This window comes from Arthrobacter sp. 210 2, from assembly GCF_059093025.1.
Genome location: NZ_JBNHIE010000002.1, coordinates 534,216 through 559,793 on the forward strand (window position 1 = coordinate 534,216; position 25,578 = coordinate 559,793).

26 protein-coding genes, 1 tRNA gene and 1 riboswitch are annotated in these 25,578 nt (G+C 66.6%); of the genes, 14 read left to right on the plus strand and 13 right to left on the minus strand.

The window, feature by feature from the left end; genetic code table 11:
- Nucleotides 1–55: 55 nt before the first annotated feature.
- From AC5RWA_RS06950 to AC5RWA_RS06975, 6 genes are all read right to left on the minus strand, one after another.
- On the minus strand, nucleotides 56–1,006 hold the full coding sequence (locus tag AC5RWA_RS06950; protein WP_494057032.1) for a glutaminase: 951 nt from the start codon (nucleotides 1,004–1,006) through the stop codon (nucleotides 56–58).
- Complete coding sequence (locus tag AC5RWA_RS06955; RefSeq protein WP_494057033.1) at nucleotides 1,003–2,601, minus strand: PucR family transcriptional regulator; 1,599 nt, start codon at nucleotides 2,599–2,601, stop codon at nucleotides 1,003–1,005. Before AC5RWA_RS06955 ends, AC5RWA_RS06950 begins: the two co-directional genes overlap by 4 nt.
- Nucleotides 2,602–2,793: 192 nt before the next feature.
- Nucleotides 2,794–3,552, minus strand: coding sequence for a maleylpyruvate isomerase family mycothiol-dependent enzyme (locus tag AC5RWA_RS06960; RefSeq protein WP_494057034.1), 759 nt, complete (start codon nucleotides 3,550–3,552; stop codon nucleotides 2,794–2,796).
- Nucleotides 3,552–4,376 carry a fumarylacetoacetate hydrolase family protein gene (locus AC5RWA_RS06965; protein WP_494057035.1) on the minus strand — a complete coding sequence of 275 codons (825 nt, stop codon included), beginning with the start codon at nucleotides 4,374–4,376 and terminating at the stop codon, nucleotides 3,552–3,554. Before AC5RWA_RS06965 ends, AC5RWA_RS06960 begins: the two co-directional genes overlap by 1 nt.
- On the minus strand, nucleotides 4,376–5,506 hold the full coding sequence (locus tag AC5RWA_RS06970) for a cupin domain-containing protein (protein WP_494057036.1): 1,131 nt from the start codon (nucleotides 5,504–5,506) through the stop codon (nucleotides 4,376–4,378). The genes AC5RWA_RS06965 and AC5RWA_RS06970 overlap by 1 nt, the downstream gene beginning before the upstream one ends.
- 115 nt (nucleotides 5,507–5,621) lie before the next feature.
- Nucleotides 5,622–6,428: an IclR family transcriptional regulator gene (locus AC5RWA_RS06975; protein WP_115525881.1), complete on the minus strand. Its 807-nt coding sequence runs from the start codon at nucleotides 6,426–6,428 to the stop codon at nucleotides 5,622–5,624.
- A gap of 48 nt (nucleotides 6,429–6,476) precedes the next feature.
- On the opposite strand from AC5RWA_RS06975, the gene AC5RWA_RS06980 reads away from it, so the two are divergent.
- The 4 genes from AC5RWA_RS06980 to AC5RWA_RS06995 all read left to right on the plus strand — a co-directional run bounded on the left by AC5RWA_RS06980 (nucleotide 6,477) and on the right by AC5RWA_RS06995 (nucleotide 11,220).
- A complete protein-coding gene (locus AC5RWA_RS06980) occupies nucleotides 6,477–7,817 on the plus strand; it encodes an MFS transporter (RefSeq protein ID WP_494057037.1) in 1,341 nt (446 codons plus the stop codon).
- Nucleotides 7,814–9,073, plus strand: a complete 1,260-nt coding sequence (locus AC5RWA_RS06985; RefSeq protein ID WP_494057038.1) for an FAD-dependent oxidoreductase — start codon at nucleotides 7,814–7,816, stop codon at nucleotides 9,071–9,073. Before AC5RWA_RS06980 ends, AC5RWA_RS06985 begins: the two co-directional genes overlap by 4 nt.
- 122 nt (nucleotides 9,074–9,195) lie before the next feature.
- Entirely contained in the window at nucleotides 9,196–9,669 is a 474-nt protein-coding gene (locus AC5RWA_RS06990; RefSeq protein ID WP_115525878.1) for a MarR family winged helix-turn-helix transcriptional regulator, read from the plus strand.
- 87 nt (nucleotides 9,670–9,756) lie between these two features.
- Nucleotides 9,757–11,220 carry an MFS transporter gene (locus tag AC5RWA_RS06995; RefSeq protein ID WP_494057039.1) on the plus strand — a complete coding sequence of 488 codons (1,464 nt, stop codon included), beginning with the start codon at nucleotides 9,757–9,759 and terminating at the stop codon, nucleotides 11,218–11,220.
- Between the two features lie 165 nt (nucleotides 11,221–11,385).
- Here the strand turns inward: AC5RWA_RS06995 and AC5RWA_RS07000 are convergent, their stop codons facing one another.
- A complete protein-coding gene (locus tag AC5RWA_RS07000; RefSeq protein WP_494057040.1) occupies nucleotides 11,386–11,967 on the minus strand; it encodes a dihydrofolate reductase family protein in 582 nt (193 codons plus the stop codon).
- 120 nt (nucleotides 11,968–12,087) lie between these two features.
- A tRNA-Ser gene (locus AC5RWA_RS07005) sits at nucleotides 12,088–12,177 on the minus strand.
- Nucleotides 12,178–12,285: 108 nt separating this feature from the next.
- Here AC5RWA_RS07005 and AC5RWA_RS07010 point away from each other — a divergent pair.
- From AC5RWA_RS07010 to AC5RWA_RS07030, 5 genes are all read left to right on the plus strand, one after another.
- On the plus strand, nucleotides 12,286–13,719 hold the full coding sequence (locus AC5RWA_RS07010) for an HNH endonuclease signature motif containing protein (RefSeq protein ID WP_494057041.1): 1,434 nt from the start codon (nucleotides 12,286–12,288) through the stop codon (nucleotides 13,717–13,719).
- Between the two features lie 167 nt (nucleotides 13,720–13,886).
- On the plus strand, nucleotides 13,887–14,921 hold the full coding sequence (locus tag AC5RWA_RS07015) for a zinc-dependent alcohol dehydrogenase (RefSeq protein ID WP_494057042.1): 1,035 nt from the start codon (nucleotides 13,887–13,889) through the stop codon (nucleotides 14,919–14,921).
- Nucleotides 14,922–14,981: 60 nt separating this feature from the next.
- Nucleotides 14,982–15,377, plus strand: coding sequence for a 6-pyruvoyl trahydropterin synthase family protein (locus tag AC5RWA_RS07020; RefSeq protein WP_079598323.1), 396 nt, complete (start codon nucleotides 14,982–14,984; stop codon nucleotides 15,375–15,377).
- 3 nt (nucleotides 15,378–15,380) lie between these two features.
- Complete coding sequence (locus tag AC5RWA_RS07025; RefSeq protein WP_494057043.1) at nucleotides 15,381–16,487, plus strand: glycosyltransferase family 4 protein; 1,107 nt, start codon at nucleotides 15,381–15,383, stop codon at nucleotides 16,485–16,487.
- A gap of 62 nt (nucleotides 16,488–16,549) precedes the next feature.
- Nucleotides 16,550–16,912 carry a hypothetical protein gene (locus AC5RWA_RS07030; protein WP_079598321.1) on the plus strand — a complete coding sequence of 121 codons (363 nt, stop codon included), beginning with the start codon at nucleotides 16,550–16,552 and terminating at the stop codon, nucleotides 16,910–16,912.
- Between the two features lie 23 nt (nucleotides 16,913–16,935).
- Here AC5RWA_RS07030 and tadA read toward each other — a convergent pair whose 3' ends face one another.
- Nucleotides 16,936–17,439: a tRNA adenosine(34) deaminase TadA gene (gene tadA, locus AC5RWA_RS07035; protein ID WP_115525913.1), complete on the minus strand. Its 504-nt coding sequence runs from the start codon at nucleotides 17,437–17,439 to the stop codon at nucleotides 16,936–16,938.
- A gap of 62 nt (nucleotides 17,440–17,501) precedes the next feature.
- On the opposite strand from tadA, the gene AC5RWA_RS07040 reads away from it, so the two are divergent.
- The 4 genes from AC5RWA_RS07040 to AC5RWA_RS07055 all read left to right on the plus strand — a co-directional run bounded on the left by AC5RWA_RS07040 (nucleotide 17,502) and on the right by AC5RWA_RS07055 (nucleotide 20,110).
- Nucleotides 17,502–18,305: a phosphatase PAP2 family protein gene (locus AC5RWA_RS07040; RefSeq protein WP_079598344.1), complete on the plus strand. Its 804-nt coding sequence runs from the start codon at nucleotides 17,502–17,504 to the stop codon at nucleotides 18,303–18,305.
- 12 nt (nucleotides 18,306–18,317) lie between these two features.
- Nucleotides 18,318–18,953, plus strand: a complete 636-nt coding sequence (gene upp, locus AC5RWA_RS07045) for a uracil phosphoribosyltransferase (RefSeq protein ID WP_079598319.1) — start codon at nucleotides 18,318–18,320, stop codon at nucleotides 18,951–18,953.
- A gap of 92 nt (nucleotides 18,954–19,045) precedes the next feature.
- Nucleotides 19,046–19,414: a glyoxalase superfamily protein gene (locus AC5RWA_RS07050; protein WP_494057044.1), complete on the plus strand. Its 369-nt coding sequence runs from the start codon at nucleotides 19,046–19,048 to the stop codon at nucleotides 19,412–19,414.
- Between the two features lie 15 nt (nucleotides 19,415–19,429).
- Nucleotides 19,430–20,110: an HAD-IA family hydrolase gene (locus tag AC5RWA_RS07055; RefSeq protein WP_494057045.1), complete on the plus strand. Its 681-nt coding sequence runs from the start codon at nucleotides 19,430–19,432 to the stop codon at nucleotides 20,108–20,110.
- On the opposite strand, the gene AC5RWA_RS07060 is transcribed toward AC5RWA_RS07055, so the two are convergent.
- The 4 genes from AC5RWA_RS07060 to AC5RWA_RS07075 all read right to left on the minus strand — a co-directional run bounded on the left by AC5RWA_RS07060 (nucleotide 20,091) and on the right by AC5RWA_RS07075 (nucleotide 23,935).
- The gene (locus AC5RWA_RS07060; RefSeq protein ID WP_494057046.1) at nucleotides 20,091–20,534 is read right to left on the minus strand and encodes a YdeI/OmpD-associated family protein; all 444 of its coding nucleotides are present in this window, start codon (nucleotides 20,532–20,534) and stop codon (nucleotides 20,091–20,093) included. The genes AC5RWA_RS07055 and AC5RWA_RS07060 overlap by 20 nt on opposite strands.
- A 141-nt stretch (nucleotides 20,535–20,675) precedes the next feature.
- Nucleotides 20,676–21,398: an aggregation-promoting factor C-terminal-like domain-containing protein gene (locus AC5RWA_RS07065; protein ID WP_494057047.1), complete on the minus strand. Its 723-nt coding sequence runs from the start codon at nucleotides 21,396–21,398 to the stop codon at nucleotides 20,676–20,678.
- Between the two features lie 5 nt (nucleotides 21,399–21,403).
- A riboswitch (cyclic di-AMP (ydaO/yuaA leader) is annotated at nucleotides 21,404–21,556 on the minus strand.
- 103 nt (nucleotides 21,557–21,659) lie between these two features.
- Complete coding sequence (locus AC5RWA_RS07070) at nucleotides 21,660–23,189, minus strand: HAMP domain-containing sensor histidine kinase (protein WP_494057048.1); 1,530 nt, start codon at nucleotides 23,187–23,189, stop codon at nucleotides 21,660–21,662.
- A gap of 5 nt (nucleotides 23,190–23,194) precedes the next feature.
- Entirely contained in the window at nucleotides 23,195–23,935 is a 741-nt protein-coding gene (locus AC5RWA_RS07075) for a response regulator transcription factor (protein ID WP_494057049.1), read from the minus strand.
- 692 nt (nucleotides 23,936–24,627) lie between these two features.
- Between AC5RWA_RS07075 and AC5RWA_RS07080 the strand changes: the two genes are divergently transcribed.
- Complete coding sequence (locus tag AC5RWA_RS07080; protein ID WP_494057050.1) at nucleotides 24,628–25,491, plus strand: winged helix-turn-helix domain-containing protein; 864 nt, start codon at nucleotides 24,628–24,630, stop codon at nucleotides 25,489–25,491.
- Nucleotides 25,492–25,578: the final 87 nt, after the last annotated feature.

The following is a 25,578-nucleotide window of genomic DNA, read 5'->3' on the forward strand; positions in this document are numbered from 1 at the left end:
GGAGAAGATCCTGCTGGTTGGGGAAAGAAGCTGTGGGCAGTGCAGCGGGGGTAACCTAGAAAACGGACCAGCCGGTGCGGTCCGAAAGATCAGCCAGGGCCGCGGTGCCGGCCAGGGAATTGCCCTTGGCGTCCAGGCGCGGGCTCCAGACGCAAATGGCGCATTGGCCCGGGACGATGACCAGGACGCCGCCGCCCACGCCGCTTTTGCCGGGCAGGCCCACACGGTAGGCGAACTCGCCGGCGGCGTCGTACATGCCGCAGGTGAGCATGATGGATCCGATCCGTTTCGCCTCGCTCCTGGACAGGACGGTGCCTTGGGTGCCCTGGCCGTTGTTGGCAAGGAAGAGTCCGGCCTGGGCCAGTTCAACGCAGGTCATCATGATGGAGCACTGCCGGACATAGTTGTGGACCACGGCTTCGGCCGGGCGCCGGAGGTTGCCGAAGTCCTTCAGGAAGTGGGCCAGGGCGAGGTTGCGGCTGCTGCGGGCCAGTTCGCTGGCCGCGGCGGCCTCGTCGATAAAGGGTCCCGCCTTGCCCGGCACCTGATTGCTCCCCGCCTGTTCGGTGACGAACCGCAGAAGCTGCGTGGCGGCGTCGGACGTTTCTTCCATCAGGTGGTCGGTAACCACCAGCGCGCCCGCGTTGATGAAGGGATTGCGCGGGATGCCGTGCTCAACCTCCAGCTGCACCAGGGAGTTGAAGGATGTTCCGGACGGTTCGCGCAGGACCCGGGCCCAGAGGCTTCCCGGGCTGCTCCCCTGGAGCGCCATGGCCAGCGTAAAAACCTTGGAGATGCTCTGGATGGAGAAGGGGACGTGCGCGTCACCGGAGCTGAAGACTTCGCCGCCGGTGGTGGCAACGGCTATCCCGAAGCTGTCGAAAGGCACTTTCGCCAGGAACGGGATGTTGGTGGGGACAGTGCCGGACTCCTGCCGGGGGCGGTGGCTGCGGACGATGTCATCGAGCAGCGGGCCCAGGGGCGGTGCCTCGAGAAGTGTGGTCATTTCCTGCCTGAACGATCGTTGTGCGCAGCGGCCCATTCCTGGAGGTGGAGCATGGCCACCAGCGCGTCGCGCGGGTTGCCGAAGTCCAGGCCCGTGCAGCGGGCGGCCTTGCTGACGCGGTAGTAGACGGTGTTTTTGTGAAGGGCCAGGCGCCGTGCGCACTCGGCAACGTCGAACGACGCCTCGAAGTACACCCGCAGGGTTTCGGCGAGTTCGGCGTCCCCCTGGAGCAGCGCCGCCAGGCTCCGGTGGCGGAAGGGCGAGGACATGAAGTTCGTGACGGCTTCGCGGAACAGGATTTCGCCTTCAAAGTCGTCCACGGTTGCCACGGCGGCGTCCGGCGATGTGGCAACGCAGGCCAGCAGGGCCTCGGTGATGCGGGTGGCCGAGTGGATGGTGAGCAGGTTCGGCACCACGGGGCTGATGGCCGCGAAGGGACTGATGCCCAAATGCTTGCGGGCGTCGCGGACGATGGCCTCGGCAAGCGTGCGCAGCCCCGGTTCCACGGCTGCAGACTGCAGGCCCGGTACGATGACGGCAGTGTCCCCGTTGAACTGCCCGACGACGGCGGACGCCTTGTAGGCAGCGGCGTGGATGGAGGCGAGGTTGGCAAGTTCGCCGTGCTTGAGTGCGGCGTCGTCGGCCTGGGACTGCGCGTCGGACATGCCGATCAGGATCAGCGCGGCCGGGTGCTCCGCCGGGATCTTTTCGCTGTGGGCGCTGGCTGCCGCCTCTGCCGGACCGGACAGGATCCGGACGATCCGGTCTTCGCGCATGTGCACCGATTGCTGGTTGCGGTAGCGGATCAGTTCGGCCGAAACGCGGGCGGCGGACCCGGTGAGGACATAGTCGACGTCCGGCCCGAAGCCGTCCCCGGTTTCCTGCAGCCAGATGTAGCCCATGATCCGCTCCCCGGCGAAGAGCGTGATGGCAACCCGTTCCCGCAGCCCGTCCTGCGGGCGTGCCGGAACACGGACCGGCAGCCGGGTGCGGTGAAGTTCGCGGTAGGCGCCAAGGTCCTTGAGCAGCAGCTCGTATTTCCGCGGCCCGCGCCGGGCCAGGATGGAGGCTTTCCGCAGCTCGTCGATGTCGTTCGAGACGGTGGAGTAGGCCAGGACCTTGTTGGCGGCATCCTCGATGACAACGTGGCTTGAGGTCAGCCGGGCCGTGGTCTGGGCGATGGCAAAAAGGTCCTCTTCCAGCAGCGTGAGGACTTCGCTCTGGTAGCTGGGCGGCTGGATGCGGTCCTTGGCGATGGACAGCAGCCGGTCCCAGTCGGCGCCCGGATGCACCACGAGCAGCCCGGTACCCGCGGCGTGGAGCAGTTCCTCGGCTTCGGCGAGGTCTTCGCGGCTGCCCTTGACGGCAACCACTGGCGGCGGGTTCCGCAGGAGCCTGCGGAGCGCGGGCAACGCGGAACGGCCCCGCACGCCGATCAGGAGGACAAAGGCCCCGCCGGCGTCGGCCGTTTCATCGTCGGCGTCCAGGATCAGGAACCGTTCGATGGCAGCGCCGGCCGGGCCGGGCCGCAGGATGAGGCTGGCGAAACCCAGGGGGAGATCCGAGAGGATGTCGTCCACCGTAACCGCGGCCATGGGGTTCCTTTTGCGCTCGATCGGTCCGGACGGCTCTGTCCGGTCACATCATGGTATCCAGCGCACAGGGCCTTAAATATGGAACCCGGTCCAACTCGGGCGGCCGTTCTTTGGGCAGCGTTCCGAGGAACCGGGTTCCGTACCTGGGGTTGAAAAAGCGCAGGTCAGAGCACGCAGGTCAGAGCACACAGCTCAGATCCAAGCAGGTGCCGCGGGCACCGGTGTGACCGGGCCGCCGTTGTGCCAAGCGGAGGTCCCGGCTGTGCCACGGCCGGTGGCCCACTGCGCGATGGCGGCGAGGGGGCCGGAGACCACCAGGGGTGAGGCGGACGCGGCATCCCCGAACAACAGTGCGGCGGGCTGTCCGGTGACTTCCACCCTCAGGCCCTGGTCGGTGCCGCGGGTGGCCCAGGCTCCGGTGACGTCCTGGAGGAGCCGTGCCAGGACGGGTTCCGGGATCTCGGCGAAGGAGGCGCCGTTGTCCAGGTCGACGGCGTGGAGCCAGACTTCGCGGGTTCGCATCCAGACCGTTTCCTCGGCAGCAACAATCCTTCCCTGGGCGGTTTTGACCTTGTGATGCCAGGCGTCGGCGGGCAGGTCGCGCCATTCGACGTTCAGGTGGATGGCGGAGTGGTCGAAGAGGTTCCGCAGCGCGATGGGGCTGAGTGTGGAGCCAAAAGCGATCTCGTGGTTCCGGGCCTCCGGGGAGGCATACATTGGAGTCTCCACCCCGGTGGCCGCCCACTCAGTCAGCCTGGCGATGGCGCGCGCGTTGTAGCCGACATGTGCCACGACGTGCCGGCGGGTCCAGCCCGGCAGCAGCGATGCGCCGTCCAGGTCCGCGTCGGAAAGCTCGTTGAGCTTGCGGGCGAAGAACGCGGTGCCCCGGCGCACCTGGAGCAGTGCGTCCAGGAGCGCCGGGTCCTTCGTCTGGTCGTGGCGGGCTGCCATCAGACTTCCTTGACCACGCGGTTGGTCAGCTGTCCCAGTCCATCGATCGTGGTGACCAGGACCTGGCCTTCCTGCAGGTAGCGCTTGGGGTCCTGTGCGTGCCCCACGCCGCCGGGGGTGCCGGTGGCGATGACGTCGCCGGGGTTCAGCGTGATGATGGTGGAGATGTAGGACACCAAGAATTCGGGGGTGAACACCAGGTCCGAGGTGGGGGTGAACTGCTGGACGTCGCCGTCCACCGCGGAGGTCATGAGGGGGCCTGGGGTGAATTCGTCCTTGGTGACCAGGGCGGGGCCGAACGGGGTGGACTTCTCCCAGGTCTTTCCCTGCAGCCACTGGATGGTGCGGAACTGGTAGTCCCGCATGCTGATGTCGTTCAGGACGGCGTAGCCGGCGATGTGGTCCGCGGCGTCGGCTTCGCTGATGCGGCGGCCCTGCTTGCCGATGACGACGGCGAGTTCGGCTTCCCAGTCCACGGTGTCTGATTCCTGCGGCAGGGCAAGGTCGTCGTTGGGCCCGATCAGGGATTCGGCGTACTTGGCGAACAGGGTGGGGTATTCGGGGACGTCGCGGCCCATTTCCTTGATGTGGTTGCGGTAGTTGTGGCCCACGCAGATGATCTTCCCGGGGGAGGGCACGACGGCGGCGAGGTCGGCGCCGTCGAGGGCGTGCGTTGCACCGTTGGCTGCCTTCGCCGTGGTTTCCCAGGCGGGGTCCTGCAGCAGGGCGCCGACATCGCCGAACCCGGAAATTTCGGTGAGGGTGTCGCCGTCCTGGCGGACCGCCGTCGTGCCTTTGGAAGTGCGGAGGGTGGAGAGTCTCATTACTTGGTGCGTCCTTCGATGTAGGTGCGGTTGAAGTTCAGGCGTTCAAAGATGGGGGCGTCGCTGAAGCGGAAAAGGTCGAATTCGGTGCCGGCCTGCAGGGACCATTCCTGCCAGGAGGGGACGACGAACAGGTCGCCCTTGGCCAGGTTTTTGGGTTCGCCGTTGAGCACCACGGTGCCGGTGCCTTCGAAGACCTGCCAGACGCTGGACCCCACCTCGCGGAGGGGTTCGGTGGCGGCGCCGGCGCGCAGGCGGTGGAACTCGGCGCGGATGGTGGGCATCACGTCCCCGCCGGTGGTCGGGTTCGTGAACCGGACGGCGGCGTGGCCCTGGGACACCGTGGCGGGGTGGCCCTCGTCCTCCAGCAGGAGCTGTTCACGGAGCGCGGCGTCCGTGTGCTCCCACCGGTAGGCGGCGATGGGGGAGTTGGTGGTGTCATCCAGGCCGGAGAGCGGGCGCAGGCCGGGGTGGGCCCAGAGGCGTTCGGAGCGGGAGATGTCCGGGGTGGCTTCGTCGGTGACGCGTTCGGTGCCGAACTCGAAGAACCCGGCATCCGTGTAGTGGACGAACGGGATGTCGAGGCCGTCGATCCAGGCCATGGGCTGGTCCGTGTCGTTGTGGTGGCCGTGGAAGTTCCAGCCCGGCGTCAGCAGGAAGTCCCCGCGGCGCATGGCCACCGGGTCCCCGTTCACCACGGTCCACACGCCTTCGCCCTCGACGACGAAGCGGAAGGCGTTCTGCGAGTGCCGGTGCTCCGGGGCGGTCTCATGGGCGCCGAGGTACTGGATGGCGGCCCACAGCGTGGGGGTTGCGTAGGGAGTGTTGCCAAGGCCGGGGTTGGCGAGGGCAATGGCCCGGCGTTCCCCGCCCCGGCCCACGGGCACCAGGTCACCGGCGCGGGCTGCAAGCGGGTACAGGTCGTTCCACCGCCACACATGGGGCACAGCCTTTGGCGACGGGACCATCGGCATCAGGTCCGCGATTTCTGTCCACAAGGGGATCAGGTTTTCCCTGTCGAAGTCCTTGTAGAGCTGCTCAAGCTGGGCAGCCTCTTCGGGAGTGGGGTCCGGAAGGGACATTCCCTGGGCTACGGACTCGTGCGTGTGGTTTTCAGCGCTGATGGACACGGTGGCCTTCTCCTTGCATGCGGACTGGTTGCGGTGTGCATTCGACACTAAGGAGAGCGGAGTGTGATCCCCATCTAATTCTGGTGTACAGAATTACTGCGGGGACGGGGCCGGCTTAGGTCCGGGCGGCGGGGTCCACCGGATTGGCCGCGATGTCGATCTCCAGCTGCCTCCGGGTTTCCATCATCACCGCAACGAGGCCGGCATCGAACAGGCGGCGGAACCTGGCCACCGGGGTTGCGACGCTGATGGCGCCCACCACATTGCCCCGGCCGTTGTGGAGGGCTACACCGAATGCGCTGATCCCCTCCTCGGTGCCTTCGAAGTTCGCCGCGAACCCGTTGTTCCTGATGGTTTCCAGCTCGCGCAGGAAGCCGGGATATTCGTCGTCCGGAATGTTGTCGCCGCCGATCTCCGCATTGGGGCTGCGGAACAGCTGTTCGAGCATTGCCGGATCCAGTTCGGCCAGCATCGCCTTCCCGCCCGAGGCCTTGTTGGCCGGCATAACTGTTCCCTGGCGGTCGCCCACCCGCAGCGCGTTGGTGCCTTCCACGGTGTCCAGGAAACGCACTTTGGTTCCCACCCTGATCATCAGGTTCACGGTTTCGCTGGTCCGGGAGCTGAGCAGCTCCATGTGCGGCCGGGCCAGTTCACGCAGCGGCCGGGTCCAGTTGACGCCCGCCGGGCCTGCGCCCATCGCCGGACCGGGAACGTAACGCCGCGTTTCGTCCTGCACCGCAAACCCCCGGTACACCAGCATGGCCAGCAGCCGGTGGGCGGTGGACGGCGCCACTTTCAGTTCTTCGGCGGCGTCCTTGAGCCGGAGGCTGCCGACGTCGCGCAGGAGCTGGAGGAGCTGCAGGGCGTTGTCCACGGCCTCGATGGGGTACGTGGGCATCCGGCGGGCCGGAAGATTCTGCATGCCAGAATCTTATAGGCGGTGCGGGGGAGCGGCCAGCACAGTAGTGGGATGAATCACACACCTTCCGCTGCAGTGCCGCAGCGCCCATCTGCGGGCACCATACCCGCCGGCACGGGTCCCGGGACTGCAGGCTCCGGGCCGGCCGCGTTTCCCAGGCGTTCTGTCATGGCCGTCCTGGTCTGCTGGCTGTTGGTCGTCTTCGACAGCTACGACCTCATCGTCTACGGGACAGTGCAGGGATCCCTGATCAACGACACCGATTGGGGCCTGACCAAAGCCACGGCGGGGACCGTCGGGTCCATGGCCTTCATCGGCATGATGATCGGTGCAATCTTCGCCGGCTGGATGTCCGACAGCTGGGGCCGGCGGCGGACCATCCTCGGGTGCGCGGTGGTTTTCTCCGTGTTCACCATCCTGTGCGCCTTCGCCCCGAACGCTCCGGTGTTCGGCGGCCTGCGACTCCTCGCAGGAATAGGACTGGGCGGCCTGGTGCCTTCCGCCAACGCGCTGGTGGCTGAACTGGTGCCGGCAAAGTGGCGGTCCACCATTGCCACCCTCATGATGTCCGGTGTCCCCATCGGCGGGTCCATCGCGGCCCTGGTGGGCATCCCGCTCATTCCCGCCTTCGGCTGGCCCATCATGTTCCTGGTGGCCGTCCTCGCGCTGGTGGTGGTCATTCCGCTGGGCCTGCGCTACCTGCCGGAGACACTGCCGCCGGCGGTAACTGGCGTAGCCGGGGAAACCGAAACCGCCGGGAACGGTGCCGGCAAGGAGCCCGTCGGCTTCGGATCCCTGCTCCGTGCACCGTTCATCGGCATGAGCGTGCTGTATGCCATCGCGACGCTCGTGACGCTGTTCGCCTGGTACGGGCTGGGGACGTGGCTGCCGAACCTCATGCAGCTTGCGGGCTACAACCTGGGCTCCGCCCTGACGTTCGCGCTGGCGCTGAACCTCGGAGCGGTGGCCGGTTCGGTGATCACCGCCTGGGCGGGCACCCGCTTCGGACCCATACCCACGGCCATCGCGGCAGCCGCCGTCGCCGCCGCCGGACTGCTGGTCCTGGTCACAGGGCCGCCGGTCGCCGTCGTCTATCTCATGCTGGTGCTCGCCGGGGTGGGAACGCATGGCACCCAATGCCTCATCATCGCCGCGGTGGCCAGCCACTATCCGGCGCACCTGCGGGGCACGGCACTTGGCTGGGCACTCGGCGTCGGCCGGATCGGCGCCGTCGCCGCCCCGCAGGTGGGCGGGCTGCTGCTCGCAGCGGGCCTGGGCGTCAACTCAAACTTCCTGGCATTTGCCGGGGCAGCCGCCGCAGCAGCCGTACTGCTCGGAATCATCGGCACCAAAATCGCATCGACCACCAAAGCAGTAGGAGTTTCACAATGACCAACATCAAAGCGTCCACCGATGTCCTGGTAGTGGGCGGTGGCATGGCCGGGCTTGCCGGGGCGCTCGCCCTGAAGGAGAACGGCGCCGACGTCACCCTGGTGGAGGTGGCCCCCGCCTTCGGCGAAGTTGGCGCCGGACTCCAGATGGCACCCAACGCCTCGCGGGTGCTCAAGCGCTGGAGCCTGCTGGAGAAGGCCCTGGAGATCGGCGTGCAGCCCAAGCACCTGGTGTTCCGCGACGCCGTCACCGGCGAGGAACTGACCCGCCAGACCCTCGGCGGTGAATTTGAGGAGCGCTACGGAGCCCCCTACGTGGTGATCCACCGCAGCGACCTGCACCGGATTCTGCTCGAAGCCTGCCAGGCAGCCGGTGTCACCCTGGTCAACGACGTCCTGGTCCAGAAGGTGGAGACCGACGGCGGCAAGGCCCGGGCCTACACCGCCGCCGGCGCAGTGTATGAGGCAGACGCAGTCCTGGCAGCAGACGGCCTGAAGTCCACCCTCCGTGGCACCGTGGCCAATGACGGTCCCGTCTCGTCGGCCTACGTTGCCTACCGCGGAACTGTGCCCATCACGTCCGAGACCCTCGCCGCGGACCTCGAGGACGTCATTGTCTACCTCGGGCCGAACTGCCACCTTGTCCAGTACCCGCTGCGCAAGGGCGAGCTGCTGAACACCGTGGCGGTCTTCAAGTCCGCCTCGTTCGAGCGCGGTGAAGAACAGTACGGGGGCGTTGACGAGCTTGAGGCCGCCTACGCCGGCTGCGTGCCCGCCGTGCAGGAAGCCCTGAAGAACCTGGCCACCGGCATCCGCTGGCCGATGTATGACCGGGATCCGATCGAAAACTGGGTTGCCGGCCGGATGGCACTCATCGGGGACGCGGCGCACCCGATGCTCCAGTACCTGGCGCAGGGTGCATGCCAGGCCCTCGAGGATGCAGCGGTCCTGCAGGACACTACCCGCGGCAGCGTCTTCACCGCCGACGGCATTGACGCAAGTGCGTGGGAGACTGCCTTCCGCGATTTCAACGAGGCCCGCGCAGCCAGGACTGCCCGGGTCCAGCAGACCGCCCGGATCTGGGGCGAGTCCTGGCACGTGGACGGCGTGGCCCGGGTGCTGCGGAACATGCTGTTCCAGAGCCGCGGCGACAACAACTTCCAGTACAACGACTGGCTGTACGGCCGCGGCGAGCCGGGCACCCCGGCTGCGGTTCCCGGCCAGGCGCCCGCCCACGCGGTCCTGGCAAAAGCCTAAGCAGCAGGTCAGGAAGGCCAGCGGCCGACGGCGGGTGCTTCCCGCCGTCGGCCGCTCTGCCGTGCGCGGGGCTGGTAAGCCGTCCTGGAAAGGTTCGCGCCGGGCTCTCCTATGCTTGAAGGATGCGCCAGTCCACGCCCCCTCACGAAGAAGCAGCGCCGCTGGACCACCGGCCACTGGCGGTGGCGGTCCTCGACATCTCCTTTGAGGTACGGCGGAAATCCCATGAGGGGACCGGGGTGCTGCCCTTGTCCAGTGGGGTGCTTGACGTCATCCGCGTCATCGAGCGGCATCCTGGAATCACGGTGGCGGACGTCGCCGCCCGCCTGGGCCGGCAGTTGAGCAACGTCAGCGCGCAACTGCGCGAACTGGTGGCACTCGGGCTGGTCACCCGGACGCGCGATGCCTCAGACAAGAGGTACGTTGCCCTGCATCCCACGCCCGAAGCCGTCCGGATCAAGGCTCTCCTGGAGGGGGCCTGGGCCAATACCCTCGCCGCGGCCAGCAGCAGGCTGCTGCCCGCGGAGCGTGAGCAGCTCATGGCCGCAGCTCCCGTGCTGGAGCGCCTGGCGTCCCTGCTGGCCGAGCCGGAGTAACCGGAATAACACCGAATCCGCTCAGCACTCCGCCGCCAAACACTTATACTTATGTAAGTATTAGTGAAATAGAAAATGGAGACGCGCGTGGCTACACCGTTAGCACCGGCTGAGGTTCAGCCTCGGAGCAAGGAAAAAGGGAAGTGGTGGGCGCTGGTTTTCCTTGCGCTTGCCCAGTTCATGGTGGTTCTGGACGGCACGATCGTTAACCTGGCGTTGCCCCGCCTGCAGGTGGAGATGGGCATCAGCGACTCCACCCGCTCGTGGGTGGTGACTGCATACGCACTCGCGCTGGGAGCGTTCCTGCTGCTGGGCGGACGGATCGCGGACTTCTGGGGGCGGAAGCGCACCTTCATCCTGGCAGCGGCCGGGTTCGCCGCAGCGTCCCTCCTGGGCGGAATCGCCCAGCAGCCGTGGGAGCTCATCGGAGCGCGGGCCCTGCAAGGGCTGTTCGCGGCACTTTTGGCACCTGCGGCCCTGGCACTGTTGACCGTTTCCTTTTCGGGCGGGAAGGAGCGCGGGACTGCCTTTGCCATCTTCGGCTCCATCAGTGGTGTGGGGGCAGCCGTGGGCGTCCTGCTGGGCGGCTTCCTGACGGACTATGTTTCCTGGCGCTGGTGCTTCTTTATCAACGTCCCCATCGCAGTGGTTGCCCTGCTGGGCGTTGGGCGGCGGGTCAGCGAGAGCAGGGCAGGGGGCTCCACCAGGTACGACTGGCCGGGCGTCGTGCTGGCCGCGCTTGGCCTGGGCTCCCTCGTGTTTGGCTTCACCAACGCCGAGCATGGCTGGGGTGCGCCGGAGGCGTGGGGCTTCATCCTGGCCGGTGTGGTGCTGATGGTGCTGTTCGTCGTCGTCGAAAAGAAGGTGCAGCACCCCCTGCTGCCCCTCCGCGTGGCAACGGAACGCAACCGGGCCGCGGCGTTCTGTGCCTCTTTCCTGGCCGGCGCCGTCCTCATCGGCGGCATCCTGTTCATCAACTACTACATCCAGATTGTGCTGGGGTTCGCCCCGTTCATCGCGGGCATCGCATCGCTGCCCATGACGGTGGTGCTGATCGTCACTGCAGGCATCGTCGCCCGGAACCTTCCGGTGCTGGGAGCGAAAATCCCCTCTGCCGTAGGCCCGGTGTTCATGGCTGCAGCCATGCTGTGGCTGACGCAGGTCACAGCAGACGGCAGCTATGCGGTCACCATGCTGCCCGCACTGATCCTCCTGGGTATCGGCCTGGGCATGGTCTTCGTTCCCATGCAGAACCTTGCGCTCTTTGGAGTGGACAAGGACGACGCCGGCGTGGCGAGTGCCCTTGTCAACGCGTCCCAGCAAATCGGCGGCTCCCTGGGGATTGCCCTTTTCAGCACCATTGCCGCGGCGGTAACGGCCGCGGCAGGAGGCACGCAGCTGGCGGCCCTGTCGGCCGGCTACTCCGCCGTGTTCCTTTGGGCGGCAGGCCTGGCCATCCTGGCCGCACCGATCGCCCTGCTGCTGATCGACATCAGCCGGAAGACGTTCAGCGGCGCTGCTTCCTCCGACGCGCCGGCGGTCCACCTTTAGGCAAGCCCGCTCCGGCAACCCCTTGCCCAATCCAGCCGCAGCAAGTGTCGTTGGGAGCCCTCGAAACGACACGTGCTGCGATCCGGTTGGGACGTTCGTCGTTAGGATGGGGCGGTGGCTGAAGGCTTCGATGCTCGTCTCTAGGCCAGCCGCTTCCTGGGTGAGCTATTCGTTCATCGCCCGCATTCCGTATACCAGCTCGACCAACCCCTGGTCATACATTGTTGCGCTCTGAAGCTTCAGCACGCTCGGGTCCTGCCCGGACGGAAACACACTCCGGCCCGCGCCGATCGCAATCGGCATCACTACGAGCCTCACCGAGTCCACGACACCCGCGGCCAGGAATGTTTCCGCCAGGGTCAGGCTGCCCCAGACGACAATATCGCCGTCGGTCTCGCCCTTGATCCGCTTGATCGCCTCGATGGCGTCGCCGGATTCGACGGCGGCCTCCGTCATATCTCCCCATGGCGCCTTTGCCAGGTGGCGGGAGAAAACGACGCGCCGGAGTCCGTTCAGCGACGGGGCGATGATCTCGTCCTTGGAGGCCGGGGTTGGCCAGTACTCGGCGAACTCCCGGTAGGTGTTTGCCCCGAGGACCATCGTGTCCACCGTTTTAAGCCACTTCAGCTGGCTGCGGTCGAACTCAGCGGTGCCCCCGTCCAGATATTCGTAGAAGGTGAACTGATTGTTGGCGTCTGCGGCGAAACCGTCGGCGCTGACGAAGTCCTGAATGATCAGTTGCCCCATGGCCTGTTCCTCGCTCCCGTGACGTCGTGGACTTTACGCCGGGGCTTGGAACCCATCAACCCCTCCGGGACAAAGCAAAAGGCCCGTTTCCCTGGTTGTCAGGGAAACGGGCCTTCTCATTGGCGGTGACGGTGGGATTTGAACCCACGTTGGCTTTTACACCAAACAACATTTCGAGTGTTGCACCTTCGGCCGCTCGGACACGTCACCAACCTCAATAGGGTACCGGAGCGAGGCGCACATCCCCAAAACGGGCGGTCAGGCGGGTGAGGCCCTGTGGCCGCTCGCATTGTCAGACCCTCGCGGGATGATGTTTTTATGGGAAGCGCGGCGGTGGTGAGGGCATTTGCGGATATCGATGCCGCTCTTGCTGTGCTGGCTGCGGAGGTGGCTGGGGCGGGTTTGGAGCCGTTTTCGGTGGCTGATCCGTTGCGTGGTTTGGCGGATGGTTGTCTGGATATCCTTGCCGGTGTTGCGGGGTGTGAGGCGCGGCTGGCGGGGTTGAAGGTCCAGGCTGTGGCGGCCTATGCGGAGAGCGACCGGGCGGTGACGCCGGCGGCTGTATCGGCGCAGGCGCAGGAGATGGCGGTGGTCGCCGAGGTCGCCGGTGTGTTGACCATTGGCGCGAGAGCCGCCGGGGTGCTGCTGGACCAGTCGCAGGTGCTGGCCAATGTTTTGCCGTTGACCTTGGCGGGGTTGCAGGACGGGAGCTTGTCGTGGGCGCACGCGAAGGCGATGGTGGAGGAAACCGCCACCCTGGGCCGGGCCGGGGCGGCGGCGTTGGAGGCGCACTTCCTGGGCCCGGACGCACCTATTCCGGCCCGCGGGTGTGCGGGGCCGGGTGAGTTGGTGCCGCACCGGTTCCGGCACAAGGCCCGGACCTGGCGGGAACGCCACCACCCTGAATCCCTTGAGAAGCGCCACGCTCGGAGTGTCGCGGAGCGGCGGGTGGAACACCGTCCTGACCTGGACGGGATGGCCTGGTTCCACGCCTACCTGCCTGCTGACACCGCGTCGGCGATGTGGAACCGCACCACGGCCATCGCCCGGGGCCTGCAGGGCCCGGACGAGTCCCGGACCCTGCCCCAGCTCTGCGCCGACATCTTCGCCGACGCCGTCCTCAGCAACGGACAGGACGGGCGCAACGGGCAGAACGGGCAGCGCCCCGACGGTGCGGTGGGGGAGGTCCGCACTCCGCACGCGGAGGTCCTGGTTACGGTGCCCGTGTTTTCGCTTATGGGGCTGACGGATGAACCGGCGATGCTCGACGGGCACGGACCCATCCCGGCGTCGATGGCAAGGAAGTTGGTCGCGGACGGGGCTGGCTCGTTTTACCGGGTGCTGGTGGATCCGCGGGACGGGGCGCCGCTGGAAATCGGCAGGACCAGTTACCGGGTTACGAAGGCTATCCGCCGGTGGCTGCGCTTGAGGGACGGGAAGTGCCCGTTCCCGGGTTGCAGCAACAACTCGTTGGACAACGAGGCGGACCACCTTTTGGCGTGGCATCACGGCGGGACCACCGGAATATCAAACCTGGGCCAGCCCTGCCGCAAACACCATCGCCTCAGGCACACCAGCGGTTGGACACCCACCCCGGCCACCAAAAACGAACCACCCGGCTGGATCTCACCCTCAGGCCGAAGATACAAAAGCGAACACCAGGACTGGGAACCACCCCAATGGCCTCGAGGATGCCTGCCCGGGGACAGAAGCCTTTTCGAAGAGGCGATACTGAAGCGACTGTCTGCCTAGCGGCCGGTTCTGCCTAGCGACTCTGCCTAACGGTTATGCGGGGGGCCTAGCGGTCCTGCCGCGGGCGGACGTTCCTAAGCTGCACCGGACACAACTTCTGAGAAGAGGCACGCCCTGGGTGTCAGACTTTCCCCGCGCCCATCGGTCCAGCTAGATTCATCAGCACAATGACTAACGCGCAGAATCCCGTCCACGCCACCGCTTACTGGACCACCGAACGTGAACACGGCGAGCTCCGGTCCGAGGAACTGCCGGCCCCCGGCCCCGGCGAGGCCCTCGTCCGCGCCCTCTACTCCGGCATCAGCAAGGGCACCGAAATGGTGGTCCACCACGGCGCTGTCCCGCCACGGGTCGCCAAGGAAATGCGGGCTCCGCACCAGGAGGGGCAGTTCCCCGGGCCGGTGAAATTCGGATACCTGTCGGTAGGTGTGGTTGAGGACGGGCCGGAGGACTGGAAGGGCCAGCGCGTGTTCTGCCTGAACCCGCACCAGGACCGCTACATCGTTCCGGTTGGCGACCTGACAAGGATTCCTGATAGCGTCCCCGCCCGGCGCGCCGTCCTCACGGGAACGGTGGAAACCGCAGTCAACGCGCTCTGGGAAGCCGGACCTCGGCTGGGGGACCGGGTTGCAGTGGTAGGGGCAGGCCTGGTGGGCGGCATGGTGGCCACGCTCCTGCGCACCTTCCCCCTGGACCGCCTGCAACTCGTGGACCTGGACCCCGGCAGGAAACAGTTGGCGGATGCGTTGGAGGTTGATTTCGCCCACCCCGATGACGCCTTGGCCGACTGCGACATTGTGTTCCACTGCTCCGCCTCACAGGAGGGCCTGGAACGCAGCCTGCAGCTGGCGGGCGACGAAGGGGACGTTATCGAAATGTCCTGGTACGCGAACCGTGAGGTCACCCTGCCGCTGGGGGAGGACTTCCACGCCCGCCGCCTGTCCATCAGGGCCAGCCAGGTAGGGGTGGTGGCACGCGCCCGCCGCCACCGCCGGACCAACGCGGACCGCCTGGACCTGGCCGTCTCCCTGCTGGCTGATCCGGTGTTCGACGCCTTCCTTACCGGTTCGTCGCCGTTCGACGAGCTGCCGAATGTGGTGCAGGGCCTGGCCGACGGAACCCTGGAGGCGCTCTGCCACGTCATCGAGTACCCGCAGGACAGCAGGCAGGCCGCCAGCCAGGGCACCAGCCAGGACGCCTGAAACAGCCAGGACACCAATAAGCCCACCCCGCCCATCGACTCCCAAGCCACGAGGTAATCCATGTTCAGCCTGACCGTCCGCCGCCACTTCATGATCGCCCACAGCCTGCCTCGGGAGGCCTTCGGCCCCGCCCAGGCCCTGCACGGCGCAACCTTCGTCGCGGAAGTGGCGTTCCGCCGTCGTGCCCTTAATGATGACGCCATCGTCCTGGACATCGGCGCCGCAGGCACGGTCATCGAGGAGGTGCTGGCAGGGCTGAACTACCGCAACCTGGACGAACATCCCGACTTCGCCGGCAAGCTCAGCACCACGGAAGCGCTCGCCCGGTACATCGCCCAGTCGGTCGCCGAAAAGATCAAAGATCACGACGACGGCCGCCACCTTGAAGGCATCGACGTCACCCTCCGCGAGAACCCGGACGCGTGGGCCACCTTCTCGCTGGACCTTTCCGCCTGATCCATGCGACCCATCCACCTGCTGGTCCCCGGCAACATCCACCATCATTCCGGCGGGAACGCCTACAACGCCCGGATGGTGCAAGGGCTGAAGGGATTGGGAACCGACGTCGAGGTGCTGGCCGTGGAAGGATCCTGGCCCGAGGCCTCGGCGAAGGATCGACGCCGGCTGGGCACGCTTCTCGGGGCGTGGGAACCGGAGGCGGGACGGGGGCCGGCGGTGGTCATCGTGGACGGGTTGGTGGCCGTGGGTGCCCCGGACGAGATGGAGTTTGCAGCCAAGGCAGGGCACGAGACTTGGGTGCTGCTCCACATGACAGTGCCCGATGGCCCTGGCGGGCCCGCATGGAAGCGGGAGGCGCGCGCTCTTCGCGCCGCTTCCGGCCTCATCAGCACCAGCAGCAGCACAGCGGCCACGTTGACGCAGCGGCACGGGCTTCACGGCATCAGGGTCGCACTGCCCGGCGTGGATCCCGCACCTGTTGCTTCCGGTTCCCGGCCACCCCACATGATTGCCGTGGCCGCCCTCCTGCCCAACAAGGACCAGCTGCTGACGGTTGATGCGTTATCCCGGATCCAGGACCTTGAGTGGACGGCGGCGCTGGTTGGGTCCGACCAGGCCGACCCCGAATACGCGGGGAAGGTGCGGGCCGCGATCGCCGCCTACGGATTGGAGGAGCGGGTGCGGCTGACCGGCGAGCTGGTGGGCGAAGAATTGGACCGGGAGTGGGACGCTGCCAACCTGAGCCTCCTGCCGTCCCGGGCTGAGGCGTTCGGAATGGTGGTTACAGAGTCGCTTGCCCGGGGCCTTCCGGTGGTAGTGCGCCAGGGGACGGGAGCGGTGGAAGCGTTGGGGCTTGCCGGACTGGCGGATGACGACGGCGGCCCCCGGCTTCCCGGAGTGGCAGTGCCCCTTGTGCCGGGCGACCGGGAGGGCCCGGCCAGGCTGGCTGAGGTGCTGCGCGGCTGGCTCGGGGACCCGGACATCCGTCAGGCATGGCGGCGGGCCGCCATGGAAGCCCGGACCCGCCTGCCGGACTGGAACCGGACCGCGGAGACTGTCCTGGAGGCCCTCGCCACACCCGGCCCAAAAGGCACGTCCGCCCGTTAGGCGCCCCGCTGAATCGGGGAACACAACCTAGCTTTTTGGTGTTAACGCTGGTGGAGACAAACATGGTGGACACCACGAAGTACACGGCACTGATCATCCCGGACGACGACGCCGAGGCTGTCCGCGTTGAGCGCCTGGAATACAACCCGGAGGTCCTTGAAGGCCTGGTGTGCGGGGTCCTGGAGGACGTCATCCGCGGCGACTGGTGCGTCTACCTGAACGCCGAAGGCCACTCCGCGAACCATCCCGTCAATGCCCGGGCCGCCCGACTGATGCAGGAGTGCGGCGTGGATGACGTGGTGGTGCCGCGCGGTACCGCCGTCTTCCTGGGCCGGGGCAGGAACTGGGGCTCTGCCGCAGACGTCCCGGAACACCTCATCCGCCGGGCGGAACAACTCTTTGGCGGATCTGGCATGGCCGCCTGACCTTACCGGCCGTCTGACAGATGCTAAAGCCGGCTCCGGTGCCCGGCAAAGAAATCGCGCAGCAGCACCGCGCACTCCGCTTCCCGTACGCCTGGATAGACCTCCACCCAATGGTTAAGGCGGCGCTCGCGCAGGACGTCGAACACGGAGCCCGCCGCTCCCGCCTTTTCATCCCACGCCCCGAAAACCACCCGGGGAATCCGGGCCAGGACAATGGCGCCGGCACACATGGCGCACGGTTCGAGGGTGACCACCAGCGTGCAGTCGGACAACCGCCAGCCGTCCGCCTGGCCGCCGTCGATCAGCGCACGCTCCCGCAGCCGCTCCGCAGCCTGGCGGATGGCAACCACCTCGGCATGGGCGGTGGGGTCGCCGAGCTCCTCCCGCTGGTTCCGTCCGGAACCCAGCACGGCGCCGTCGGGCCCCAACACCACGGCGCCGATAGGCACGTCCTCGGTAGCAAGGGCACGGCGGGCTTCCGTGAGGGCAAGCCCCATCCACGTGTCGTGTTTTTCAGCGGAGACCATGGCTCAATGATAGTTTCGAAGGATACCCAGAGCCCGTGACGAACATCCGCCGGGAGGCACACATGAGCACCGTCCGAGACCGCGTGGACCAGTGGATCAAGCCGTATGCGGCCCTGTGGCTGACGCTGATCATTGGCGGAGCCCTGGTGGTCAGCCTTGCCGCGCTGGGCACCGAGGTGTATTCCGACGTGGTGGACGAGGAAGGGCTGGCGGGCCTGGATATTCCCGCCCTCGAATACTTCCAGACGCTGCGGAACCCGGAAACGGACGCCTTTGTCACCGCCTTCACGAATGTGGGCGGCGGGGTCGGCATGCCCATCCTGGCAAGCGTCCTCACGGCCTGGCTGACCTTCCTGAGCAGGACATGGCGGCCCATCATTTTGGTCGGGGGTGCGGCACTGGTGTCCACCACGGCCACCACAGTGGGCAAGCGGCTCGTGGGCAGGACCCGCCCGGACCACACAGAAGCGGTACCGCCGTACGAGTCCTCTCCGTCGTTCCCCAGCGGCCATACCCTGAACACCACGGTGGTGATCGGTGTGCTGCTCTACATCATGTGCCTGCAGTTCCAGATGCTCTGGGCGCGGATCACCGCCATCACGGCAGGGGTCATCTTCATCATCGCCATGGGCCTGAGCAGGGTGTTCCTGGGCCACCACTGGCTGACGGACGTTATGGCCGGCTGGCTGCTGGGCCTCGCCTGGGTGGGAATGGTGATTCTGGCCCACCGGCTGTTCCACCTGATCCGGCGCCGGGAGCACGCAGGCCCGGCACCCACCTTCGAGCACCCCGTGGTGCGCGATGTCGTGGCGGATGCCATGCACCATGAGGGCCACGGCGGACGCGGCAAGGATAACGCCGGATGATAGTTTTGACGCATGCGCACTCTCGTTGTGGACCACCCGCTGGTCGCCCATAAGCTCACCGTTCTCCGGGACAAAAACACTCCGTCCCCGGTTTTCCGGCAGCTGACGGAAGAACTGGTGACGCTCCTGGCGTACGAGGCCACCCGCGAGGTCCGCACGGAACCGGTCACCATCGAGACGCCCGTCAGCACCACCGTGGGTACCGCGTTCACCAAGCCCACCCCGCTGGTGGTTCCCATCCTGCGCGCAGGCCTGGGCATGCTCGAGGGCATGACCAAGCTGGTGCCCACCGCCGAGGTGGGATTCCTGGGAATGGCCCGGGACGAGGAAACCCTGGACATCATCACCTATGCAGAGCGGCTCCCGGAGAACCTCACGGACCGCCAGATCTTCGTGCTGGACCCCATGCTGGCCACCGGGGGAACGCTGCGCGAGGCCATCAAGTTCCTGTTCAAGCGCGGCGCATCCGACGTAACGTGCATCTGCCTGCTGGCGGCGCCCGAGGGCCTGGCCAAGCTGGAGGAGGAGCTGTCCGGCGCCAACGTCACCATCGTCCTGGCCTCCATCGACGAGAAGCTGAACGAGAAGTCCTACATCGTCCCCGGGCTTGGGGACGCGGGCGACCGCCTGTACGGCATCGCAGGCTAGCTTCGCCCCGCTAAGCTCCGGTAGAGGCTTCCCGCCAAGCCGGGCAAGGGCGAAGCCTTCCGCATTCCCGGGCCCGGCCGTAGCCTGTGCCCATGGACTGGAAACTTGAACTTGTATATGTCCCTGTGTCCGATGTGGACCGCGCCAAGGATTTCTACGTCAACAAGGTGGGGTTCAACGCCGATTTCGACGAGCGGCCCACGGACTCCATCCGCTTTGTCCAGCTGACGCCGCCCGGCTCCGCCTGTTCGATCTGCATCGGCGACGGGCTCACGGACGCCGCTCCCGGCACGGGCTCCAACCTGCAGCTGGTGGTCAGCGACATCGAGGCAGCGCACCGGCACCTGAAAGGCAACGGGGTGGATGTCAGCGACGTTGATGTGCAGGACTGGGGCCACTTTGTCTACTTCGCAGACCCCGACGGCAACAGGTGGGCGGTGCAGTACATCCCCGGCCGTTAGGGCACGATGGGAAGCATGAGCCATTCCGCTCCCGCCAGCCAACGAACCCTGACCTGCCGTGCCGTCCTGTTCGACATGGACGGCACGCTGGTGGACTCCACCGCTGTGGTGGAAGAGGTCTGGGGTGAGTTCGCCGTGCGCTACGGCCTGGACTTCGAGGAGATCCTGCGGACGTCCCATGGTGTGCAGGCCATCGATACGGTCCGGCGTTTTGCCCCTGCCGGTGCTGATGTTCACGCCCTGGCTGCGGAGCTCGGGGCCATGGAGCGGGTCCGGACGGACGGCATCCTGGCGTTGGCCGGAGCGGCGCGGCTGCTGGCAGCCTTGCCCGCCGACGCCGTCGCGCTGGTCACCTCCGCCGACCGTGTGCTGGCCGACATCCGCATGGCCGCTGCGGGGCTGCCCATGCCGGCCATTGCAGTCACGGCCGAACAGGTAAGCCGCGGCAAGCCGGACCCGGAAGGCTACCTCAAGGCCGCAGCCCTCCTGGGAGCGGAGCCGGCGGAGGCGCTGGTGTTCGAGGACGCCCCCGCCGGCATTGCCGCGGGCGTTGCTGCGGGCATCCGCACCGTGGCTGTGGGCCCAAACACCGGACCGCTGCCGGACGGCGTGCTGCACATCGCGGACTACAGCAGTGTCACCGCCGTCGTGGATGCGGAAGGCAACGGCCAGCCGGTCATTTCTTTCCGGCTTTGAGGTCCGCCACAACCTTGGCGATCCGCCGCCCCCGGGTTTCCGGTGTCTTGGCGTCATCCAGCGGCTCTACATACCGCCGCTGGGCACTGTAGCTGAGGGTGGCGTAGAACTCCTGTGCGGCCGGCTCCGCAGCCATCGCTGCCGCAAGGTCCCCGGGAACCTCCACGATCCGCGGCTGGGTGTCCAGTTCCAGCTCCACGTCCACGGTTTCTCCAGCGGAGACCCCCGTGAACTCCCGGTTATGGGCGCTGAGGGAGATCATGTTCCGCCCGCCCATCGCCGCAATGCTGCTGCGGTAGCTCTTGCCGTTGATGGTCACCACCACCGGAGGCCGCCTGCCGGCCCCCAGCCCCTCCACAACATGCTCGGGAACCTCAATGCCGGTCTTATTGCCGCTGCCCTGGATGGTGGTAGTGAACTTCATGGTTCAAAATAAACCAGGCCCCGGGCCGGCTTCAACACAAGGGCTTCAACAGAAGTGGCCCCCTACAACAGAAGCGGCCCCCTTCAACGGAAGAGGGCCGCTTCAACAGACTGGTGCCGCTTCAACGGCGGCAGCGCAGGCTTAGTACCAGTTGTTGGCGTAGTGGAAGTTCAGGGCGCCGCACGGGGACTGGTAGCGCTCCTGGATGTAGTTCAGGCCCCAGTTGATCTGGGTGCGGTAGTTGGTGAGGTAGTCGGCCCCGGCGCTCGCCATCTTCTCGGCGGGCAGGGACTGCACGATGCCGTAGGCGCCGCTGCTGGGGTTGGTGGCCGTAGTGGTCCAGTCCGATTCCTTGTCCCACAGCGTCACCAGGCACTGCATCTGGTCCGCGGCCCAGCCGTAGGATGCCAGCTGGCCGGCTGCATAAGCCTGGGCACCTGCGGGGTCATTAACCGCGACGACGGGAGCCGGCTCGGGTGCCGGTGCCGGTGCGGGCGCGGGTTCAGGGGCGGGTGCCGGAGCAGGTTCTGCCGGAGCAGGCTCGGGTGCGGGGGCCGGTGCCGGCTCCGCGGCCTGGGGCACAACGTTGATCGCAGGGGGCGCGGGTGACTCGGCCGGGTTGGACCGGATCTCGCTCTTCTCGATGCTCATCTGCGCGTCCGAATCCGCTGTGGACTGGGCGCTTGATGAGGCCGTGGTCATGGCATTGGTGGCCTGGCCTGCGGCGCCTACTCCGACCAGCAGTGCACAGGACGCTGCCAGGACTGCGGCACGCTGGCCAAAGGTGAAGTTCTTGCCTTCAGGGCGCTCCGCATTGCTGTCAGAGCCGTTTTTCGGGCGCGGTTTTACCGGGAATTTGAACATGATTGATCGCCTCTCACACCTGCGGAGTTAGCTGTCGGGTTCGGATGAGGGCATCCGGCCACACGGAAAGATCACGTGCTGGCTTAACCCCAAGGGCGGTACATGCCCGGGACGGTGGGTCCCCCGCCTCTGCCTTGGTCAATCGGGGAGATCCGGGAAGTGGCAGAGCTTGGCGTCATCCGGATATGCGGTCCGAACGGGAACCGCACCCAATCGACGGTACAGGAGTGGAACGCTTAAGTCACATTTAGGTAACGGAGATCACGACGACGGCGCGTCGTCTTGCCCCTGTTGCTGCAGGAGTGGCAGTTGCAGGGCGAACTCCGTATGGCCTGGCCGTGACGTCACCGTTACCCGGCCGCCGTGGGCTTCCACGATTGACTGCACGATGGACAGGCCCAGGCCGCTGGTGCCTTCGGCCGCGGAGGCTCCCGCCTGGTCTCCCGAGCCTTTCCGGGCCGCGTCTGCGCGGGCAAAGCGTGAAAAGACATGGTCCACGAATGCGGCAGGGATGCCCCCGCCGTCGTCCGTTACCGTTACGATCGCCGCACCCTCGGGCGAGGTGCCGACGCCGGTCACCACTGTGGTGCCGGACGGTGTGTGCTTGCGGGCGTTGGAGAGCAGGTTCACCAGCACCTGGTGCAGCTGGGAGGCATCGCCGTTGACCACCACCGGCTCATCGGGCAGCTCAAGGCGCCAGGTGTGTCCGGGGGCCATCACCTTCTCGTCACTGACGCTCTCCACCACGAGCTGCGTGAGGTCCACTTCGCTGAGTTTCAGGGGCTGCCCCTCGTCCAGGCGGGCGAGCAGCAGCAGGTCCTCCACCAGCGCCGTCATCCGTTCGGACTGGCTCTGCACCCTGGCCAGCGACTTCTGGCCGTCCGGAGTTAAGTCCTCCGTCATCCGCATCAGCTCGGTGTAGCCGCGGATGGCGGTCAGCGGGGTCCGCAGCTCGTGCGATGCGTCCGCCACGAACTGCCGCACCTTGGTCTCGCTCTTCTGCCGTGCCTGCAGCGCACTGGCCACGTTGTCCAGCATGAGGTTCAGTGCATGGCCAACGCTGCCCACTTCCGTTCCAGGGTTGGAGTTCGACGGCGGCACGCGCACCGCCAGCGCCACCTCACCCGCGTCGAGCGGCAGCTGTGACACCCGGGTGGCCACCTCGGAGAGCTGTTCCAGCGGCTTCATGGTGCGCCGGATCAGGATGGTTCCGGCCAGCCCCGCCAGCAGCAGGCCCCCCAGCGAGACGAAGACGAAGGTCCACACCAGCGACGTGAGGGTGCTTTCTTTGCCGGTGAGGGGGAGCCCGGTCACCAGGACATCGCCAAAATTTGTTCTCACCGCAACGAGCCGGTAGCTGCCGTTGGAGAGGGCGCGGTCCACCGGTTGTGCGTTGGCGGCCAGCGCCAGCAGGGTTTCCTTGTCCTCGGTGGACAGCGCGGAACGGGTGGTGTCTGACGCCAGGAAGCCGCCGCTGTTGACCTGGCCGTTGAGGATCCTGGCGTTGACCGTGCCGACGCTCTGCCCGCGCGCGTCCAGCGGGTCGCGTCCGTTGAAGCCGCCCATCGGCGGACGGCCGGGATCATTGGCCCTTTCTGCAGCCTGGCTCAGCTGCTCATCAAGCTGCCGTGTCAGGAAGGCATCCATGGACGCGTAGCTGACCACTCCCACAGCGCCGCAGATCGCGATCAGCAAGGCCATGGCCAGGAGGATCAGCCGGGTGCGGAGGTGCCAGGTGGCGGGTTTGAGCCAGCTCCGCCGATGGGACTGCGGAGCTTCGGGGGAGACCATGGCGCCTACTCCGCCGGCTTGATGACGTAGCCGGCCCCGCGCACGGTGTGGATCATGGGCGGGTGCACGGCATCGATCTTCTTGCGCAGGTAGGAGATGTAGAGCTCCACGATGTTGGCCTGGCCGCCGAAATCGTAGTCCCACACCCTGTCCAGAATTTGCGCCTTGCTGATCACCCTCTTGGGGTTCTCCATCAGGTAGCGGAGGAGCTCGAACTGGGTGGCCGTGAGCTGGACATCGTCACCCGCCCTGGTGACCTCCCGGGTATCGACGTTGAGGACAAGGTCGCCCACCACCAGCTCGGCGGTGTCCATGGCAGCAACCCCCGAACGCTGCACCAGGCGGTAGAGCCTGAGCAGGACTTCCTCCATGCTGAACGGCTTGGTGACGTAGTCGTCGCCGCCCGCGGCCAGGCCCACGATCCGGTCCTGGATAGCGTCCTTGGCGGTGAGGAAGAGCGCTGGCACCTCCGGCGCAAAGGCGCGGATCCTGGCCAGCAGCTCGACGCCGTCGAACCCGGGAAGCATCACGTCCAGCACCAGCACGTCGGGGCGAAAGTCCTTGGCGAGTTTCACCGCCTCCGGGCCGTCGGCGGCCACGGCGACGGACCAGCCGGCCATCCGCAGGCCCATGCTCATCAGTTCGGAGAGGCTGGGCTCATCGTCCACCACCAGGGCACGGATGGGGGAGCCGTCCGGGTGCGAGAGCGTGGGGAGGTTGTTGGTCATGGAGTGCGAAGTGGCCATGGGACAACTCTCCGATCATTCGTTTAAGCCGGGCTATGCGCTTCCTGTGCCCAAGCTGTGAATCCCAGCCTAGCCAGCTGAATACTGCCCCCCTTCTGCTGCAGGACTTTCACCAGCTCGTGCGGAACTCCTTACGGTCCTGCTGCTGGAGCCATAACGCGCTTTCGGTGCCCCACACCTGAAAATTTTTCTTGCCCCGTCCGCGCGCCGCTGGACACGTCCGGAAAGTAAGGAGGCTGATTTTGGGATTCGTCCCTCAGTTGAATAAAAAAGTAGGAAAGCAGTGTTTGGGCGAAGAATGTTCCGATTTCGCGCCTTTTATGGCCTTTTGTCGGATAACGAACGTTATTCTTTGGCCACTTCTAGAATCGTGATCTGCGCCACAATGGAGCATTTTGTCTCACCATGCGGACGATCGCGTCCATTGTTACTTGCAAGTTGCCATTGTTACGCTGCACACTTCCAATGTGAACAAGAACTCAACAGCACCTGCAGCCGCAGAATATTGGCCCAGCACATCAGCTGCTGCCGACATGCGCTGTTGTCGAATGCACGCCTGACCTTCCCACCCGCCGAAGTTCCTAGGCATTCGCCCCCCAGCCCAGCGTCGGGCGCCCCTCTCCAATTCGCATTGCGGGGAAACCCAGCATTCGAGCCGCTACTGCGGCCATTCACATTGAGGTAAGCATTCCATGTCAGTTGCATCCGGATACGTCCACATTTCCGTCCGTAACGCCGCCAAGGCCGGCCAGCCCTCCGGTCTGCGCCCCGGCTTCGGGCCCCGCCCGTCGCTCTCGCCGTCATCCGGAAGCAGCTTCCCGGCCCAGGGCTACGCCCCGCAGGGATACAACCCCAACTCCTACGGACAGCTGCGCGCTGTTCCGCCGGCCGAGTCTGCGCCCGTGACCGCACCCACCCCTGTAGTAGCAGGACCCAACGCCGTACGTCCCGTCGCAAACGACACCGTGGCCCGCGGGTTCGTCCTCTACATGGGCATCGACGAGGAAACCGCGGCCGCTGCAGGCACCTCCATTGCCAAGCTCGCCCAGGAAATCCGCGCCTACGCCCAGTCCCTGGTGACCGGGGCCGAGAGCTACGCGGCCGTGGCCGTTGCCCCCGCCGGCACCCCCGGTTCCGCGCTCGACGTCGTCCGTTCCACCTTCGGCGACCCCACCGTCAACTCCCGCCAGCGCACCGAGGCGCCCCGTCCGCAGCAGCCGCAGGAGCCGCGCCCGTCCGGTGTCCTCATCGACCTCGCCCGCCGCGAAGTGCACCTCGACGGCGAGTCACTCAACCTCACGTTCAAGGAGTTCGAGCTCCTGAACTACCTCGTGGAGAACGGTACCCGCACCGTGGGCCGCGACGAACTCCTCGAAGGCCTGTGGCGCAACGCCGAAGAAGTGCCCAACGAGCGCACCATCGACGTCCACATCCGCCGGCTCCGCTCCAAGCTGGGCCGCCTCGCCAACACCGTCCGCACCGTCCGCGGCCAGGGCTACCGGTTCTACGAGCACCCCGAAGTTGTGGTCTGGGCCGCTCCGGAATACTCGATCTAGTACTCCTGTTCGCACGCCTTAAGGCGGCACGATCCCTCTGCGCCTGCGCTCGTACCGCCCCACCGCCTCCCTGGCCTCGCAAGCTCG

What these genes read in the sequence shown, in the direction of transcription:
- AC5RWA_RS06950 (WP_494057032.1), bottom strand. Translation starts at nt 1,006, where the DNA reads ATGACCACACTTCTCGAGGCACCGCCCCTGGGCCCGCTGCTCGATGAC.
- AC5RWA_RS06955 (WP_494057033.1), bottom strand. Translation starts at nt 2,601, where the DNA reads ATGGCCGCGGTTACGGTGGACGACATCCTCTCGGATCTCCCCCTGGGT.
- AC5RWA_RS06960 (WP_494057034.1), bottom strand. Translation starts at nt 3,552, where the DNA reads ATGGCAGCCCGCCACGACCAGACGAAGGACCCGGCGCTCCTGGACGCA.
- AC5RWA_RS06965 (WP_494057035.1), bottom strand. Translation starts at nt 4,376, where the DNA reads ATGAGACTCTCCACCCTCCGCACTTCCAAAGGCACGACGGCGGTCCGC.
- AC5RWA_RS06975 (WP_115525881.1), bottom strand. Translation starts at nt 6,428, where the DNA reads ATGCAGAATCTTCCGGCCCGCCGGATGCCCACGTACCCCATCGAGGCC.
- AC5RWA_RS06980 (WP_494057037.1), top strand. Translation starts at nt 6,477, where the DNA reads ATGAATCACACACCTTCCGCTGCAGTGCCGCAGCGCCCATCTGCGGGC.
- AC5RWA_RS06985 (WP_494057038.1), top strand. Translation starts at nt 7,814, where the DNA reads ATGACCAACATCAAAGCGTCCACCGATGTCCTGGTAGTGGGCGGTGGC.
- AC5RWA_RS06990 (WP_115525878.1), top strand. Translation starts at nt 9,196, where the DNA reads ATGCGCCAGTCCACGCCCCCTCACGAAGAAGCAGCGCCGCTGGACCAC.
- AC5RWA_RS07000 (WP_494057040.1), bottom strand. Translation starts at nt 11,967, where the DNA reads ATGGGGCAACTGATCATTCAGGACTTCGTCAGCGCCGACGGTTTCGCC.
- AC5RWA_RS07010 (WP_494057041.1), top strand. Translation starts at nt 12,286, where the DNA reads ATGGGAAGCGCGGCGGTGGTGAGGGCATTTGCGGATATCGATGCCGCT.
- AC5RWA_RS07015 (WP_494057042.1), top strand. Translation starts at nt 13,887, where the DNA reads ATGACTAACGCGCAGAATCCCGTCCACGCCACCGCTTACTGGACCACC.
- AC5RWA_RS07020 (WP_079598323.1), top strand. Translation starts at nt 14,982, where the DNA reads ATGTTCAGCCTGACCGTCCGCCGCCACTTCATGATCGCCCACAGCCTG.
- AC5RWA_RS07025 (WP_494057043.1), top strand. Translation starts at nt 15,381, where the DNA reads ATGCGACCCATCCACCTGCTGGTCCCCGGCAACATCCACCATCATTCC.
- AC5RWA_RS07030 (WP_079598321.1), top strand. Translation starts at nt 16,550, where the DNA reads ATGGTGGACACCACGAAGTACACGGCACTGATCATCCCGGACGACGAC.
- tadA (WP_115525913.1), bottom strand. Translation starts at nt 17,439, where the DNA reads ATGGTCTCCGCTGAAAAACACGACACGTGGATGGGGCTTGCCCTCACG.
- AC5RWA_RS07040 (WP_079598344.1), top strand. Translation starts at nt 17,502, where the DNA reads ATGAGCACCGTCCGAGACCGCGTGGACCAGTGGATCAAGCCGTATGCG.
- upp (WP_079598319.1), top strand. Translation starts at nt 18,318, where the DNA reads ATGCGCACTCTCGTTGTGGACCACCCGCTGGTCGCCCATAAGCTCACC.
- AC5RWA_RS07050 (WP_494057044.1), top strand. Translation starts at nt 19,046, where the DNA reads ATGGACTGGAAACTTGAACTTGTATATGTCCCTGTGTCCGATGTGGAC.
- AC5RWA_RS07055 (WP_494057045.1), top strand. Translation starts at nt 19,430, where the DNA reads ATGAGCCATTCCGCTCCCGCCAGCCAACGAACCCTGACCTGCCGTGCC.
- AC5RWA_RS07060 (WP_494057046.1), bottom strand. Translation starts at nt 20,534, where the DNA reads ATGAAGTTCACTACCACCATCCAGGGCAGCGGCAATAAGACCGGCATT.
- AC5RWA_RS07065 (WP_494057047.1), bottom strand. Translation starts at nt 21,398, where the DNA reads ATGTTCAAATTCCCGGTAAAACCGCGCCCGAAAAACGGCTCTGACAGC.
- AC5RWA_RS07070 (WP_494057048.1), bottom strand. Translation starts at nt 23,189, where the DNA reads ATGGTCTCCCCCGAAGCTCCGCAGTCCCATCGGCGGAGCTGGCTCAAA.
- AC5RWA_RS07075 (WP_494057049.1), bottom strand. Translation starts at nt 23,935, where the DNA reads ATGGCCACTTCGCACTCCATGACCAACAACCTCCCCACGCTCTCGCAC.
- AC5RWA_RS07080 (WP_494057050.1), top strand. Translation starts at nt 24,628, where the DNA reads ATGTCAGTTGCATCCGGATACGTCCACATTTCCGTCCGTAACGCCGCC.